The organism is Citrobacter sp. XT1-2-2, from assembly GCF_023516235.1.
Taxonomy (GTDB): Bacteria; Pseudomonadota; Gammaproteobacteria; order Enterobacterales; family Enterobacteriaceae; genus Citrobacter; species Citrobacter werkmanii.
Genome location: NZ_CP097324.1, coordinates 3468729 through 3483792 on the forward strand (window position 1 = coordinate 3468729; position 15064 = coordinate 3483792).

The following is a 15064-nucleotide window of genomic DNA, read 5'->3' on the forward strand; positions in this document are numbered from 1 at the left end:
ATAAGTTTATCACCACCGACTATTTGCAACAGTGCCCCTCCGCACGGACGACTGACACATGCCGCGTCGCTTGATCCTCTCGGCCACGGAGCGGGACACCCTGCTTGCGCTGCCGGAAAGCCAGGATGACCTGATCCGCTACTACACCTTCAACGACTCCGACCTGTCGCTGATCCGCCAGCGACGCGGCGACGCCAACCGCCTCGGCTTCGCCGTGCAGCTCTGCCTGCTGCGCTACCCCGGTTACGCGCTGGGAACCGACAGCGAGCTGCCCGAGCCGGTCATCCTGTGGGTGGCGAAGCAAGTCCAGGCCGAGCCGGCGAGCTGGGCAAAGTACGGCGAGCGCGACGTGACCCGTCGCGAGCATGCCCAGGAACTGCGCACCTACCTGCAACTGGCCCCGTTCGGCCTGTCCGACTTCCGCGCCCTGGTGCGCGAGCTAACCGAGCTGGCCCAGCAGACCGACAAAGGCTTGCTGCTGGCCGGTCAGGCCCTGGAGAGCCTACGGCAGAAACGACGCATCCTGCCGGCGCTGAGCGTGATTGACCGGGCCTGCTCGGAAGCCATTGCGCGAGCCAATCGGCGGGTCTACCGCGCCCTGGTCGAACCACTCACGGACTCGCATCGGGCCAAGCTGGACGAGCTGTTGAAGCTCAAGGCCGGCAGCAGCATCACCTGGTTGACCTGGCTGCGCCAGGCACCGCTGAAACCCAACTCTCGGCACATGCTGGAACACATCGAGCGGCTGAAGACATTTCAGTTGGTGGACTTGCCCGAAGGCCTGGGCCGGCACATCCACCAGAACCGCCTGCTCAAGCTGGCCCGCGAGGGTGGGCAGATGACGCCCAAAGACCTCGGTAAGTTCGAGCCGCAGCGCCGCTACGCGACCCTGGCCGCCGTGGTGCTGGAGAGCACCGCGACCGTGATCGATGAGCTGGTCGATCTGCATGACCGCATCCTGGTCAAGCTGTTCAGCGGCGCGAAGCACAAGCATCAGCAGCAGTTCCAGAAGCAGGGCAAGGCGATCAACGACAAGGTGCGCCTGTACTCCAGGATCGGCCAGGCGCTGCTGGAAGCGAAGGAAAGCGGCAGCGACCCCTATGCCGCCATCGAGGCGGTGATTCCCTGGGACGAGTTCACCGAGAGCGTCAGCGAGGCCGAGCTGCTGGCCCGGCCGGAAGGCTTCGACCACCTGCACCTGGTCGGCGAGAACTTCGCCACCCTGCGCCGTTACACGCCGGCCTTGCTGGAGGTGCTGGAACTGCGCGCCGCGCCGGCCGCGCAAGGCGTGCTGGCAGCCGTGCAGACCCTGCGTGAGATGAACGCCGACAACCTGCGCAAGGTGCCGGCCGATGCACCCACGGCCTTCATCAAGCCGCGCTGGAAGCCGCTGGTGATCACCCCGGAAGGCCTCGACCGGAAATTCTACGAAATCTGCGCCCTGTCCGAGCTGAAGAACGCCCTGCGCTCCGGCGACATCTGGGTCAAGGGCTCGCGGCAGTTCCGCGACTTCGACGACTACCTGCTGCCGGCCGAGAAGTTCGCCGCACTCAAGCGCGAGCAGGCCCTGCCCCTGGCGATCAACCCGAACAGCGACCAGTACCTGGAAGAGCGTTTGCAGCTGCTGGACGAGCAGTTGGCCACCGTCACCCGCCTGGCCAAGGACAACGAGCTGCCCGATGCCATCCTCACCGAGTCAGGGCTGAAAATCACCCCGCTGGATGCGGCGGTGCCGGATCGGGCGCAGGCGCTGATCGACCAAACCAGCCAGTTACTGCCGCGCATCAAGATCACCGAACTGCTGATGGACGTGGACGACTGGACGGGCTTCAGCCGCCACTTCACCCACTTGAAGGACGGGGCCGAGGCCAAAGACAGGACGTTGCTGCTGTCCGCAATCCTCGGTGATGCGATCAACCTCGGGCTGACCAAGATGGCCGAGTCGAGCCCCGGCCTGACCTACGCCAAGCTGTCCTGGCTGCAAGCCTGGCACATCCGCGACGAAACCTATTCGGCGGCCTTGGCCGAGCTGGTCAACCACCAGTATCGCCACGCCTTTGCCGCCCACTGGGGCGACGGCACGACCTCATCCTCCGATGGCCAGCGCTTCCGCGCGGGTGGCCGGGGCGAGAGCACCGGGCACGTCAACCCGAAGTACGGTAGCGAGCCGGGACGGCTGTTCTATACCCATATCTCCGACCAGTACGCGCCGTTCAGCACCCGCGTGGTGAATGTCGGCGTCCGCGATTCCACCTATGTGCTCGACGGCCTGCTGTACCACGAGTCCGACCTGCGGATCGAGGAGCACTACACCGACACGGCCGGCTTCACCGATCACGTCTTTGCCCTGATGCACCTGCTAGGCTTCCGCTTCGCGCCGCGCATCCGCGACCTCGGCGAAACCAAGCTGTACGTGCCGCAGGGCGTGCAAGCCTACCCGACGTTGCGCCCGCTGATCGGCGGCACCCTGAACATCAAGCACGTGCGTGCCCACTGGGACGACATCCTGCGCCTGGCCAGCTCGATCAAGCAGGGCACCGTCACCGCCTCGCTGATGCTGCGCAAGCTCGGCAGCTACCCGCGCCAGAACGGACTGGCCGTGGCCCTGCGCGAGCTGGGCCGGATCGAGCGCACGCTGTTCATCCTGGACTGGCTGCAAAGTGTTGAACTGCGCCGCCGCGTGCATGCCGGCCTGAACAAAGGTGAGGCGCGCAACTCGCTGGCCAGGGCGGTGTTCTTCAACCGCCTTGGGGAAATCAGGGATCGGAGCTTCGAGCAGCAGCGCTACCGGGCCAGCGGCCTCAACCTGGTGACGGCGGCTATCGTGCTGTGGAACACGGTGTACCTGGAACGCGCCACCCAGGGGTTGGTCGAGGCCGGCAAGCCGGTGGACGGCGAGCTGCTGCAATTCCTGTCGCCGCTGGGCTGGGAGCACATCAACCTAACCGGCGATTACGTCTGGCGGCAGAGCCGCAGACTGGAAGACGGGAAGTTTCGGCCCTTACGGATGCCCGGAAAACCTTAGCGTACGATTTTTTCCGAATTCTGCGGGCTCCCCTATCTCATCTGCGCAAGGCAGAACGTGAAGACGGCCGCCCTGGTCCTCGCCCGCGAGCGCCAGGCGCACGAGGCCGGCGCGCGGACCCGCGCCACGGCCCACGAGCGGACGCCGCAGCAGGAGCGCCAGAAGGCCGCCAGAGAGGCCGAGCGCGGCCGTGAGGCTTGGACGCTAGGGCAGGGCATGAAAAAGCCCGTAGCGGGCTGCTACGGGCGTCTGACGCGGTGGAAAGGGGGAGGGGATGTTGTCTACATGGCTCTGCTGTAGTGAGTGGGTTGCGCTCCGGCAGCGGTCCTGATCAATCGTCACCCTTTCTCGGTCCTTCAACGTTCCTGACAACGAGCCTCCTTTTCGCCAATCCATCGACAATCACCGCGAGTCCCTGCTCGAACGCTGCGTCCGGACCGGCTTCGTCGAAGGCGTCTATCGCGGCCCGCAACAGCGGCGAGAGCGGAGCCTGTTCAACGGTGCCGCCGCGCTCGCCGGCATCGCTGTCGCCGGCCTGCTCCTCAAGCACGGCCCCAACAGTGAAGTAGCTGATTGTCATCAGCGCATTGACGGCGTCCCCGGCCGAAAAACCCGCCTCGCAGAGGAAGCGAAGCTGCGCGTCGGCCGTTTCCATCTGCGGTGCGCCCGGTCGCGTGCCGGCATGGATGCGCGCGCCATCGCGGTAGGCGAGCAGCGCCTGCCTGAAGCTGCGGGCATTCCCGATCAGAAATGAGCGCCAGTCGTCGTCGGCTCTCGGCACCGAATGCGTATGATTCTCCGCCAGCATGGCTTCGGCCAGTGCGTCGAGCAGCGCCCGCTTGTTCCTGAAGTGCCAGTAAAGCGCCGGCTGCTGAACCCCCAACCGTTCCGCCAGTTTGCGTGTCGTCAGACCGTCTACGCCGACCTCGTTCAACAGGTCCAGGGCGGCACGGATCACTGTATTCGGCTGCAACTTTGTCATGCTTGACACTTTATCACTGATAAACATAATATGTCCACCAACTTATCAGTGATAAAGAATCCGCGCGTTCAATCGGACCAGCGGAGGCTGGTCCGGAGGCCAGACGTGAAACCCAACAGACCCCTGATCGTAATTCTGAGCACTGTCGCGCTCGACGCTGTCGGCATCGGCCTGATTATGCCGGTGCTGCCGGGCCTCCTGCGCGATCTGGTTCACTCGAACGACGTCACCGCCCACTATGGCATTCTGCTGGCGCTGTATGCGTTGATGCAATTTGCCTGCGCACCTGTGCTGGGCGCGCTGTCGGATCGTTTCGGGCGGCGGCCGGTCTTGCTCGTCTCGCTGGCCGGCGCTGCTGTCGACTACGCCATCATGGCGACGGCGCCTTTCCTTTGGGTTCTCTATATCGGGCGGATCGTGGCCGGCATCACCGGGGCGACTGGGGCGGTAGCCGGCGCTTATATTGCCGATATCACTGATGGCGATGAGCGCGCGCGGCACTTCGGCTTCATGAGCGCCTGTTTCGGGTTCGGGATGGTCGCGGGACCTGTGCTCGGTGGGCTGATGGGCGGTTTCTCCCCCCACGCTCCGTTCTTCGCCGCGGCAGCCTTGAACGGCCTCAATTTCCTGACGGGCTGTTTCCTTTTGCCGGAGTCGCACAAAGGCGAACGCCGGCCGTTACGCCGGGAGGCTCTCAACCCGCTCGCTTCGTTCCGGTGGGCCCGGGGCATGACCGTCGTCGCCGCCCTGATGGCGGTCTTCTTCATCATGCAACTTGTCGGACAGGTGCCGGCCGCGCTTTGGGTCATTTTCGGCGAGGATCGCTTTCACTGGGACGCGACCACGATCGGCATTTCGCTTGCCGCATTTGGCATTCTGCATTCACTCGCCCAGGCAATGATCACCGGCCCTGTAGCCGCCCGGCTCGGCGAAAGGCGGGCACTCATGCTCGGAATGATTGCCGACGGCACAGGCTACATCCTGCTTGCCTTCGCGACACGGGGATGGATGGCGTTCCCGATCATGGTCCTGCTTGCTTCGGGTGGCATCGGAATGCCGGCGCTGCAAGCAATGTTGTCCAGGCAGGTGGATGAGGAACGTCAGGGGCAGCTGCAAGGCTCACTGGCGGCGCTCACCAGCCTGACCTCGATCGTCGGACCCCTCCTCTTCACGGCGATCTATGCGGCTTCTATAACAACGTGGAACGGGTGGGCATGGATTGCAGGCGCTGCCCTCTACTTGCTCTGCCTGCCGGCGCTGCGTCGCGGGCTTTGGAGCGGCGCAGGGCAACGAGCCGATCGCTGATCGTGGAAACGATAGGCCTATGCCATGCGGGTCAAGGCGACTTCCGGCAAGCTATACGCGCCCTAGGAGTGCGGTTGGAACGTTGGCCCAGCCAGATACTCCCGATCACGAGCAGGACGCCGATGATTTGAAGCGCACTCAGCGTCTGATCCAAGAACAACCATCCTAGCAACACGGCGGTCCCCGGGCTGAGAAAGCCCAGTAAGGAAACAACTGTAGGTTCGAGTCGCGAGATCCCCCGGAACCAAAGGAAGTAGGTTAAACCCGCTCCGATCAGGCCGAGCCACGCCAGGCCGAGAACATTGGTTCCTGTAGGCATCGGGATTGGCGGATCAAACACTAAAGCTACTGGAACGAGCAGAAGTCCTCCGGCCGCCAGTTGCCAGGCGGTAAAGGTGAGCAGAGGCACGGGAGGTTGCCACTTGCGGGTCAGCACGGTTCCGAACGCCATGGAAACCGCCCCCGCCAGGCCCGCTGCGACGCCGACAGGATCTAGCGCTGCGTTTGGTGTCAACACCAACAGCGCCACGCCCGCAGTTCCGCAAATAGCCCCCAGGACCGCCATCAATCGTATCGGGCTACCTAGCAGAGCGGCAGAGATGAACACGACCATCAGCGGCTGCACAGCGCCTACCGTCGCCGCGACCCCGCCCGGCAGGCGGTAGACCGAAATAAACAACAAGCTCCAGAATAGCGAAATATTAAGTGCGCCGAGGATGAAGATGCGCATCCACCAGATTCCCGTTGGAATCTGTCGGACGATCATCACGAGCAATAAACCCGCCGGCAACGCCCGCAGCATCGCGACCGTCATCGGTGAGAAGTTCGGCAGGTATTGGGTGGTGACAATGTAGGTGCTGCCCCAAATGGCAGGTGCTATCGCTGTGAACAATAAATCGGGCGTGCGTAATGACATGCGATTACAAGACCTCCGCTACGGCGATGGGTTTTTGAGAGTTGCAGGCGCCGCGATGACCGCACCCTGACTTGGACTGGCCCTGCCTCGCACCAATCCACCTGCGGCTATGGCCGCGATCATGCGAGGCCCGAAAATTACACGACCTGTACACGTCCGCCGAACCCGGAACGCAACAGAGCTTCGTGGGCATCCCGATCCGGGTCGTAGCAGCAGTCCTGGACCAAACGCACGTCGTAGTCCGCATCACTAGCCCAGGCGACGCTTGAAAGAACAACGCCGGTGGTGCTTATCCCGGCCATGACAAGCGTGCTTACGCCGCGCGTCCGAAGGTCGGCGTCGAGCGCCGTGCCATAAAAGACGCTGGCTCGCGGACATGCATAGAAAAGGTCGCCCCGTTCGATCGCAAGCCCTTCGACGGGCAGACCGGTGCGAAATCGTCCGCTCGGGAGATACGGTGAGATTTGGCGATTCGTCGCCGGCGGCGCATGTTCATACTCTTCGCCGAGCGAAAAGTTGGGGAACAGCACGGGCCGGCCGCGCAAGGCGTGCTGGCAGCCGTGCAGACCCTGCGTGAGATGAACGCCGACAACCTGCGCAAGGTGCCGGCCGATGCACCCACGGCCTTCATCAAGCCGCGCTGGAAGCCGCTGGTGATCACCCCGGAAGGCCTCGACCGGAAATTCTACGAAATCTGCGCCCTGTCCGAGCTGAAGAACGCCCTGCGCTCCGGCGACATCTGGGTCAAGGGCTCGCGGCAGTTCCGCGACTTCGACGACTACCTGCTGCCGGCCGAGAAGTTCGCCGCACTCAAGCGCGAGCAGGCCCTGCCCCTGGCGATCAACCCGAACAGCGACCAGTACCTGGAAGAGCGTTTGCAGCTGCTGGACGAGCAGTTGGCCACCGTCACCCGCCTGGCCAAGGACAACGAGCTGCCCGATGCCATCCTCACCGAGTCAGGGCTGAAAATCACCCCGCTGGATGCGGCGGTGCCGGATCGGGCGCAGGCGCTGATCGACCAAACCAGCCAGTTACTGCCGCGCATCAAGATCACCGAACTGCTGATGGACGTGGACGACTGGACGGGCTTCAGCCGCCACTTCACCCACTTGAAGGACGGGGCCGAGGCCAAAGACAGGACGTTGCTGCTGTCCGCAATCCTCGGTGATGCGATCAACCTCGGGCTGACCAAGATGGCCGAGTCGAGCCCCGGCCTGACCTACGCCAAGCTGTCCTGGCTGCAAGCCTGGCACATCCGCGACGAAACCTATTCGGCGGCCTTGGCCGAGCTGGTCAACCACCAGTATCGCCACGCCTTTGCCGCCCACTGGGGCGACGGCACGACCTCATCCTCCGATGGCCAGCGCTTCCGCGCGGGTGGCCGGGGCGAGAGCACCGGGCACGTCAACCCGAAGTACGGTAGCGAGCCGGGACGGCTGTTCTATACCCATATCTCCGACCAGTACGCGCCGTTCAGCACCCGCGTGGTGAATGTCGGCGTCCGCGATTCCACCTATGTGCTCGACGGCCTGCTGTACCACGAGTCCGACCTGCGGATCGAGGAGCACTACACCGACACGGCCGGCTTCACCGATCACGTCTTTGCCCTGATGCACCTGCTAGGCTTCCGCTTCGCGCCGCGCATCCGCGACCTCGGCGAAACCAAGCTGTACGTGCCGCAGGGCGTGCAAGCCTACCCGACGTTGCGCCCGCTGATCGGCGGCACCCTGAACATCAAGCACGTGCGTGCCCACTGGGACGACATCCTGCGCCTGGCCAGCTCGATCAAGCAGGGCACCGTCACCGCCTCGCTGATGCTGCGCAAGCTCGGCAGCTACCCGCGCCAGAACGGACTGGCCGTGGCCCTGCGCGAGCTGGGCCGGATCGAGCGCACGCTGTTCATCCTGGACTGGCTGCAAAGTGTTGAACTGCGCCGCCGCGTGCATGCCGGCCTGAACAAAGGTGAGGCGCGCAACTCGCTGGCCAGGGCGGTGTTCTTGGGGGCACCTCAGAAAACGGAAAATAAAGCACGCTAAGGCATAGCTGACCTTGCCAGGCCTGCTTCGCCCTGTAGTGACGCGATCAACGGGCAGGAAACATTCCCCTTTCGTGCATGGCAGGCGCACACGAGTTCAGACAGCACGGTTTCCATGCGCGCCAAGTCGGCCATCTTCTCGCGCACGTCCTTGAGCTTGTGTTCGGCCAGGCTGCTGGCCTCCTCGCAGTGGGTGCCATCGTCGAGCCGCAACAGCTCGGCAATCTCGTCCAGACTGAACCCCAGCCGCTGTGCCGATTTCACGAATTTCACCCGAACCACGTCCGCCTCCCCATAGCGGCGGATGCTGCCGTAAGGCTTGTCCGGTTCCCGCAACAGGCCCTTGCGCTGATAGAAGCGGATTGTCTCCACGTTGACCCCGGCCGCCTTGGCAAAAACGCCAATGGTCAGGTTTTCCAAATTATTTTCCATATCGCTTGACTCCGTACATGAGTACGGAAGTAAGGTTACGCTATCCAATCCAAATTCAAAAGGGCCAACGTATGTCTGAACCACAAAACGGGCGCGGTGCGCTCTTCGCCGGCGGGCTGGCCGCCATTCTTGCATCGACCTGCTGCCTGGGGCCGCTAGTACTGGTCGCCCTGGGCTTCTCCGGTGCTTGGATCGGCAACCTGACGGTGCTGGAACCCTATCGACCGTTGTTCATCGGCGCGGCGCTAGTGGCGCTGTTCTTCGCCTGGAAGCGGATTTACCGGCCCGTGCAGGCATGCAAGCCAGGTGAGGTCTGCGCGATTCCGCAGGTGCGCGCCACCTACAAGCTGATTTTCTGGATCGTGGCCGTGCTGGTCCTGGTCGCGCTTGGATTTCCCTATGTCGTTCCATTTTTCTATTAACCAGGAGTTCATCATGAAGAAACTGTTTGCCTCCCTTGCCCTCGCCGCCGCTGTTGCCCCGGTGTGGGCCGCTACCCAGACCGTCACGCTAGCGGTTCCCGGCATGACTTGCGCCGCCTGCCCGATCACAGTCAAGAAAGCGCTCTCCAAGGTCGAAGGCGTGAGCAAGGTCGATGTGGGCTTCGAGAAGCGCGAGGCCGTCGTCACTTTTGACGACACCAAGGCCAGCGTACAGAAGCTGACCAAGGCCACCGCAGACGCCGGCTATCCGTCCAGCGTCAAGCAGTGAGCCAGCAAGCCAACGACAACAGCGAGAGCCGCTTCATGGGACTGATGACACGCATTGCCGATAAAACCGGCGCGCTCGGCAGCGTCGTTTCCGCGATGGGCTGCGCCGCCTGCTTTCCAGCCCTCGCCAGCTTCGGCGCGGCCATCGGGCTGGGCTTCTTGAGCCAGTACGAGGGACTGTTCATCAGCCGCCTGCTGCCGCTGTTTGCCGCGCTGGCCTTCCTGGCGAACGCGCTGGGTTGGTTCAGTCATCGGCAATGGCTGCGCAGTCTGCTCGGCATGATCGGCCCGGCCATCGTGTTTGCGGCCACGGTCTGGCTGCTCGGCAACTGGTGGACGGCGAACCTGATGTACGTCGGCCTGGCCTTGATGATTGGGGTGTCGATCTGGGACTTCGTGTCGCCGGCGCATCGCCGTTGCGGACCGGACGGCTGCGAACTCCCCGCCAAGCGCTTGTGAAAGACGGCTGACCGTGCGACACGGCGGCCCACACGAATAAGGAACGATGGTATGAGCACTCTCAAAATCACCGGCATGACTTGCGACTCGTGCGCAGTGCATGTCAAGGACGCCCTGGAGAAAGTGCCCGGCGTGCAATCAGCGGATGTCTCCTACGCCAAGGGCAGCGCCAAGCTCGCCATTGAGGTCGGCACGTCACCCGACGCGCTGACGGCCGCTGTAGCTGGACTCGGTTATCGGGCCACGCTGGCCGATGCCCCCTCAGTTTCGACGCCGGGCGGATTGCTCGACAAGATGCGCGATCTGCTGGGCAGAAACGACAAGACGGGTAGCAGCGGCGCATTGCATATCGCCGTCATCGGCAGCGGCGGGGCCGCGATGGCAGCGGCGCTGAAGGCCGTCGAGCAAGGCGCACGTGTCACGCTGATCGAGCGCGGCACCATCGGCGGCACCTGCGTCAATGTCGGTTGTGTGCCGTCCAAGATCATGATCCGCGCCGCCCATATCGCCCATCTGCGCCGGGAAAGCCCGTTCGATGGCGGCATCGCCGCTACCACGCCGACCATCCAGCGCACGGCGCTGCTGGCCCAGCAGCAGGCCCGCGTCGATGAACTGCGCCACGCCAAGTACGAAGGCATCTTGGAGGGCAATCCGGCGATCACTGTGCTGCACGGCTCCGCCCGCTTTAAGGACAATCGCAACCTGATCGTGCAACTCAACGACGGCGGCGAGCGCGTGGTGGCATTCGACCGCTGCCTGATCGCCACCGGCGCGAGCCCGGCCGTGCCGCCGATTCCCGGCCTGAAAGACACTCCGTACTGGACTTCCACTGAAGCGCTGGTCAGCGAGACGATTCCTAAGCGCCTGGCCGTGATTGGCTCATCAGTGGTGGCGCTGGAGCTGGCGCAGGCGTTCGCCCGACTCGGAGCGAAGGTGACGATCCTGGCTCGCAGCACGCTGTTCTTCCGCGAAGACCCAGCTATAGGCGAAGCCGTCACGGCCGCATTCCGCATGGAGGGCATCGAGGTGAGGGAACACACCCAGGCCAGCCAGGTCGCGTATATCAATGGTGAAGGGGACGGCGAATTCGTGCTCACCACGGCGCACGGCGAACTGCGCGCCGACAAGCTGCTGGTCGCCACCGGCCGCGCGCCCAACACACGCAAGCTGGCACTGGATGCGACGGGCGTCACGCTCACCCCGCAAGGCGCTATCGTCATCGACCCCGGCATGCGTACAAGCGTGGAACACATCTACGCCGCAGGCGACTGCACCGACCAGCCGCAGTTCGTCTATGTGGCGGCAGCGGCCGGCACTCGCGCCGCGATCAACATGACCGGCGGTGACGCGGCCCTGAACCTGACCGCGATGCCGGCCGTGGTGTTCACCGACCCGCAAGTGGCGACCGTAGGCTACAGCGAGGCGGAAGCGCACCATGACGGCATCAAAACTGATAGTCGCACGCTAACGCTGGACAACGTGCCGCGCGCGCTCGCCAACTTCGACACGCGCGGCTTCATCAAACTGGTGGTTGAAGAAGGCAGCGGACGACTGATCGGCGTGCAGGCAGTGGCCCCGGAAGCGGGCGAACTGATCCAGACGGCCGCACTGGCGATTCGCAACCGGATGACGGTGCAGGAACTGGCCGACCAGTTGTTCCCCTACCTGACGATGGTCGAAGGGTTGAAGCTCGCGGCGCAGACCTTCAACAAGGATGTGAAGCAGCTTTCCTGCTGCGCCGGGTGAGGACAAGGAGGTGTGCGATGAGCGCCTACACGGTATCGCAACTGGCCCATAACGCTGGGGTGAGCGTACATATCGTGCGCGACTACCTGGTGCGCGGCTTGTTACGGCCGGTGGCCTGCACCACGGGCGGCTACGGCGTGTTCGACGATGCGGCCTTGCAACGGCTGTGCTTCGTGCGCGCGGCCTTCGAGGCGGGTATCGGCCTGGATGCCCTGGCGCGGCTGTGCCGTGCGCTCGACGCAGCGGACGGCGCACAAGCCGCAGCGCAGCTTGCCGTGCTGCGCCAGTTGGTCGAGCGGCGGCGCGCGGCGTTGGCCCATCTGGACGCGCAACTGGCCTCCATGCCAGCCGAGCGGGCGCACGAGGAGGCATTGCCGTGAACGCCCCTGACAAACTGCCGCCCGAGACGCGCCAACCCGTTTCCGGCTACCTGTGGGGTGCGCTGGCCGTGTTGACCTGCCCCTGCCATCTGCCGATTCTCGCCGCCGTGCTGGCCGGGACGACCGCCGGTGCCTTCCTTGGCGAGCATTGGGGTGTTGCCGCGCTCGCGCTGACCGGCTTGTTCGTTCTGGCCGTAACGCGGCTGCTGCGCGCCTTCCGGGGCGGATCATGACGAGTTCGCAGCCCGCCGGATGGACGGCGGCCGAGTTGGCGCAGGCGGCGGCGCGCGGACAGCTTGACCTGCATTACCAGCCGCTGGTCGATCTGCGCGATCACCGGATCGCTGGCGCGGAAGCGTTGATGCGCTGGCGGCATCCGAGGCTTGGCCTGTTGCCGCCCGGCCAGTTCCTGCCGCTGGCCGAGTCGTTCGGCCTGATGCCGGAAATAGGCGCGTGGGTGCTGGGCGAGGCCTGTCGCCAGATGCACAAGTGGCAAGGACCGGCATGGCAACCGTTCCGTCTTGCCATCAATGTGTCCGCCAGCCAGGTTGGGCCAACGTTCGACGACGAGGTAAAGCGGGTGCTGGCCGATATGGCCCTGCCCGCCGAGCTTCTGGAGATCGAACTGACCGAATCGGTCGCATTCGGCAATCCAGCCCTGTTCGCCAGTTTCGACGCCTTGCGCGCCATCGGCGTGCGCTTCGCCGCCGACGACTTCGGCACCGGCTATTCCTGCCTGCAACATCTGAAATGCTGCCCCATCACCACATTGAAAATCGACCAATCCTTTGTCGCCAGGCTCCCGGATGATGCCCGTGACCAAACTATCGTGCGGGCGGTGATCCAGCTCGCGCACGGGCTGGGCATGGATGTCATTTTCAGAAGACGACTGCACCAGTTGATTGGGCGTAATGGCTGTTGTGCAGCCAGCTCCTGACAGTTCAATATCAGAAGTGATCTGCACCAATCTCGACTATGCTCAATACTCGTGTGCACCAAAGCGAGGTGAGCATGGCGACGGACACCCCACGGATTCCAGAACAAGGCGTGGCCACTCTGCCTGATGAGGCTTGGGAGCGTGCGCGCCGTCGTGCGGAGATCATCAGTCCGTTGGCGCAGTCGGAGACGGTCGGGCACGAAGCGGCCGATATGGCGGCTCAGGCGCTGGGCTTGTCTCGGCGCCAGGTATACGTTCTGATCCGGCGTGCCCGGCAAGGCAGCGGCCTCGTGACGGATCTGGTGCCCGGCCAGTCCGGTGGAGGTAAAGGTAAGGGGCGCTTGCCGGAACCGGTCGAGCGCGTCATCCACGAGCTACTGCAAAAGCGGTTCCTGACCAAGCAGAAGCGCAGCCTAGCGGCCTTTCACCGCGAAGTCACTCAGGTGTGCAAGGCTCAAAAACTGCGAGTGCCGGCGCGCAATACCGTGGCCTTACGGATCGCTAGCCTTGACCCGCGCAAGGTCATCCGCCGGCGGGAAGGCCAGGATGCCGCTCGTGACCTACAAGGTGTGGGCGGCGAGCCTCCTGCCGTGACCGCGCCGCTGGAGCAGGTGCAGATAGACCATACGGTCATCGACCTGATCGTGGTCGATGACCGCGACCGGCAACCTATTGGCCGCCCGTACCTGACCCTCGCCATCGACGTGTTCACCCGCTGCGTGCTCGGCATGGTCGTCACGCTGGAAGCGCCGTCTGCCGTTTCGGTTGGCCTGTGCCTCGTGCATGTCGCCTGCGACAAGCGCCCTTGGCTGGAAGGACTGAACGTGGAAATGGATTGGCAGATGAGCGGCAAGCCCTTGCTGCTCTACCTAGACAACGCGGCCGAGTTCAAGAGCGAGGCCCTGCGCCGGGGTTGCGAGCAGCATGGCATCCGGCTGGACTATCGCCCGCTGGGACAGCCGCACTATGGCGGCATCGTGGAACGGATCATCGGCACGGCGATGCAGATGATTCACGACGAACTGCCGGGAACGACCTTCTCCAACCCTGACCAGCGCGGCGACTACGATTCCGAAAACAAGGCCGCCCTGACGCTGCGCGAGCTAGAGCGCTGGCTCACATTGGCGGTCGGCACCTACCACGGTTCGGTGCACAACGGCCTGCTCCAACCGCCGGCCGCGCGCTGGGCCGAGGCCGTGGCGCGTGTCGGCGTACCGGCCGTCGTCACACGCGCTACTTCGTTCCTGGTCGATTTTCTGCCGATCCTCCGGCGCACGCTGACCCGCACCGGCTTTGTCATCGACCACATCCACTACTACGCCGATGGGCACTGTTGCAAATAGTCGGTGGTGATAAACTTATCATCCCCTTTTGCTGATGGAGCTGCACATGAACCCATTCAAAGGCCGGCATTTTCAGCGTGACATCATTCTGTGGGCCGTACGCTGGTACTGCAAATACGGCATCAGTTACCGTGAGCTGCAGGAGATGCTGGCTGAACGCGGAGTGAATGTCGATCACTCCACGATTTACCGCTGGGTTCAGCGTTATGCGCCTGAAATGGAAAAACGGCTGCGCTGGTACTGGCGTAACCCTTCCGATCTTTGCCCGTGGCACATGGATGAAACCTACGTGAAGGTCAATGGCCGCTGGGCGTATCTGTACCGGGCCGTCGACAGCCGGGGCCGCACTGTCGATTTTTATCTCTCCTCCCGTCGTAACAGCAAAGCTGCATACCGGTTTCTGGGTAAAATCCTCAACAACGTGAAGAAGTGGCAGATCCCGCGATTCATCAACACGGATAAAGCGCCCGCCTATGGTCGCGCGCTTGCTCTGCTCAAACGCGAAGGCCGGTGCCCGTCTGACGTTGAACACCGACAGATTAAGTACCGGAACAACGTGATTGAATGCGATCATGGCAAACTGAAACGGATAATCGGCGCCACGCTGGGATTTAAATCCATGAAGACGGCTTACGCCACCATCAAAGGTATTGAGGTGATGCGTGCACTACGCAAAGGCCAGGCCTCAGCATTTTATTATGGTGATCCCCTGGGCGAAATGCGCCTGGTAAGCAGAGTTTTTGAAATGTAAGGCCTTTGAATAAGACAAAAGGCTGCCTCATCGCTAACTTTGC

Annotated in this window: 14 protein-coding genes and 3 pseudogenes; 13 read left to right on the forward strand and 4 right to left on the reverse strand. The window is 63.5% G+C overall.

Going from position 1 to position 15064, the window contains the following annotated elements; genetic code table 11:
* The first annotated feature begins 58 nt into the window (after nt 1-58).
* Both M4I31_RS16635 and M4I31_RS16640 read left to right on the forward strand, forming a co-directional pair.
* Entirely contained in the window at nt 59-3025 is a 2967-nt protein-coding gene (locus M4I31_RS16635; protein ID WP_001138014.1) for a Tn3-like element TnAs1 family transposase, read from the forward strand.
* A 57-nt stretch (nt 3026-3082) separates the two neighbouring features.
* The gene (locus M4I31_RS16640) at nt 3083-3325 is read left to right on the forward strand and encodes a relaxase (protein ID WP_250856810.1); all 243 of its coding nucleotides are present in this window, start codon (nt 3083-3085) and stop codon (nt 3323-3325) included.
* 31 nt (nt 3326-3356) lie between these two features.
* Here the strand turns inward: M4I31_RS16640 and tetR(A) are convergent, their stop codons facing one another.
* Nucleotides 3357-4007, reverse strand: coding sequence for a tetracycline resistance transcriptional repressor TetR(A) (gene tetR(A), locus M4I31_RS16645; protein ID WP_000164043.1), 651 nt, complete (start codon nt 4005-4007; stop codon nt 3357-3359).
* Nucleotides 4008-4112: 105 nt separating this feature from the next.
* Here tetR(A) and tet(A) point away from each other — a divergent pair, with 105 nt between their 5' ends.
* Nucleotides 4113-5312: a tetracycline efflux MFS transporter Tet(A) gene (tet(A), locus tag M4I31_RS16650; RefSeq protein ID WP_000804064.1), complete on the forward strand. Its 1200-nt coding sequence runs from the start codon at nt 4113-4115 to the stop codon at nt 5310-5312.
* A 31-nt stretch (nt 5313-5343) separates the two neighbouring features.
* Here the strand turns inward: tet(A) and M4I31_RS16655 are convergent, their stop codons facing one another.
* Both M4I31_RS16655 and M4I31_RS16660 read right to left on the reverse strand, forming a co-directional pair.
* A complete protein-coding gene (locus M4I31_RS16655; RefSeq protein ID WP_000058717.1) occupies nt 5344-6228 on the reverse strand; it encodes a DMT family transporter in 885 nt (294 codons plus the stop codon).
* Nucleotides 6229-6365: 137 nt separating this feature from the next.
* Nucleotides 6366-6758 carry a cysteine hydrolase family protein gene (locus M4I31_RS16660; RefSeq protein ID WP_001351729.1) on the reverse strand — a complete coding sequence of 131 codons (393 nt, stop codon included), beginning with the start codon at nt 6756-6758 and terminating at the stop codon, nt 6366-6368.
* Between the two features lie 3 nt (nt 6759-6761).
* Between M4I31_RS16660 and M4I31_RS16665 the strand changes: the two are divergent.
* Nucleotides 6762-8264 (forward strand): annotated as a pseudogene (locus M4I31_RS16665) (Tn3-like element TnAs1 family transposase); the annotation flags it as partial.
* Here M4I31_RS16665 and merR read toward each other — a convergent pair.
* Nucleotides 8261-8695 carry an Hg(II)-responsive transcriptional regulator gene (gene merR / locus M4I31_RS16670; protein ID WP_000429836.1) on the reverse strand — a complete coding sequence of 145 codons (435 nt, stop codon included), beginning with the start codon at nt 8693-8695 and terminating at the stop codon, nt 8261-8263. The pseudogene M4I31_RS16665 and the gene merR sit on opposite strands and share 4 nt — an antisense overlap.
* Before the next feature lie 71 nt (nt 8696-8766).
* On the opposite strand from merR, the gene M4I31_RS16675 reads away from it, so the two are divergent.
* From M4I31_RS16675 to M4I31_RS16715, 9 genes and pseudogenes are all read left to right on the forward strand, one after another.
* Complete coding sequence (locus tag M4I31_RS16675) at nt 8767-9117, forward strand: mercuric transport protein MerT (RefSeq protein ID WP_001294663.1); 351 nt, start codon at nt 8767-8769, stop codon at nt 9115-9117.
* Nucleotides 9118-9130: 13 nt separating this feature from the next.
* Nucleotides 9131-9406 (forward strand): mercury resistance system periplasmic binding protein MerP, encoded by a 276-nt coding sequence (gene merP / locus M4I31_RS16680; protein WP_000732292.1) that lies wholly within the window; start codon nt 9131-9133, stop codon nt 9404-9406.
* A 35-nt stretch (nt 9407-9441) separates the two neighbouring features.
* Complete coding sequence (gene merC / locus M4I31_RS16685) at nt 9442-9864, forward strand: organomercurial transporter MerC (protein WP_001340589.1); 423 nt, start codon at nt 9442-9444, stop codon at nt 9862-9864.
* A gap of 51 nt (nt 9865-9915) precedes the next feature.
* Nucleotides 9916-11610, forward strand: coding sequence for a mercury(II) reductase (gene merA / locus M4I31_RS16690; RefSeq protein WP_000105636.1), 1695 nt, complete (start codon nt 9916-9918; stop codon nt 11608-11610).
* A 17-nt stretch (nt 11611-11627) separates the two neighbouring features.
* Nucleotides 11628-11990: a mercury resistance co-regulator MerD gene (merD, locus tag M4I31_RS16695; RefSeq protein WP_001277456.1), complete on the forward strand. Its 363-nt coding sequence runs from the start codon at nt 11628-11630 to the stop codon at nt 11988-11990.
* Nucleotides 11987-12223: a broad-spectrum mercury transporter MerE gene (gene merE / locus M4I31_RS16700; RefSeq protein WP_000993386.1), complete on the forward strand. Its 237-nt coding sequence runs from the start codon at nt 11987-11989 to the stop codon at nt 12221-12223. Before merD ends, merE begins: the two co-directional genes overlap by 4 nt.
* Nucleotides 12220-12867, forward strand: a pseudogene (locus tag M4I31_RS16705) (EAL domain-containing protein); the annotation flags it as partial. The gene merE and the pseudogene M4I31_RS16705, both read left to right, overlap by 4 nt.
* 134 nt (nt 12868-13001) lie before the next feature.
* Nucleotides 13002-14252 (forward strand): annotated as a pseudogene (locus tag M4I31_RS16710) (transposase); the annotation flags it as partial.
* A 64-nt stretch (nt 14253-14316) separates the two neighbouring features.
* Nucleotides 14317-15021 carry an IS6-like element IS26 family transposase gene (locus M4I31_RS16715; RefSeq protein ID WP_001067855.1) on the forward strand — a complete coding sequence of 235 codons (705 nt, stop codon included), beginning with the start codon at nt 14317-14319 and terminating at the stop codon, nt 15019-15021.
* Nucleotides 15022-15064 lie beyond the last annotated feature (43 nt).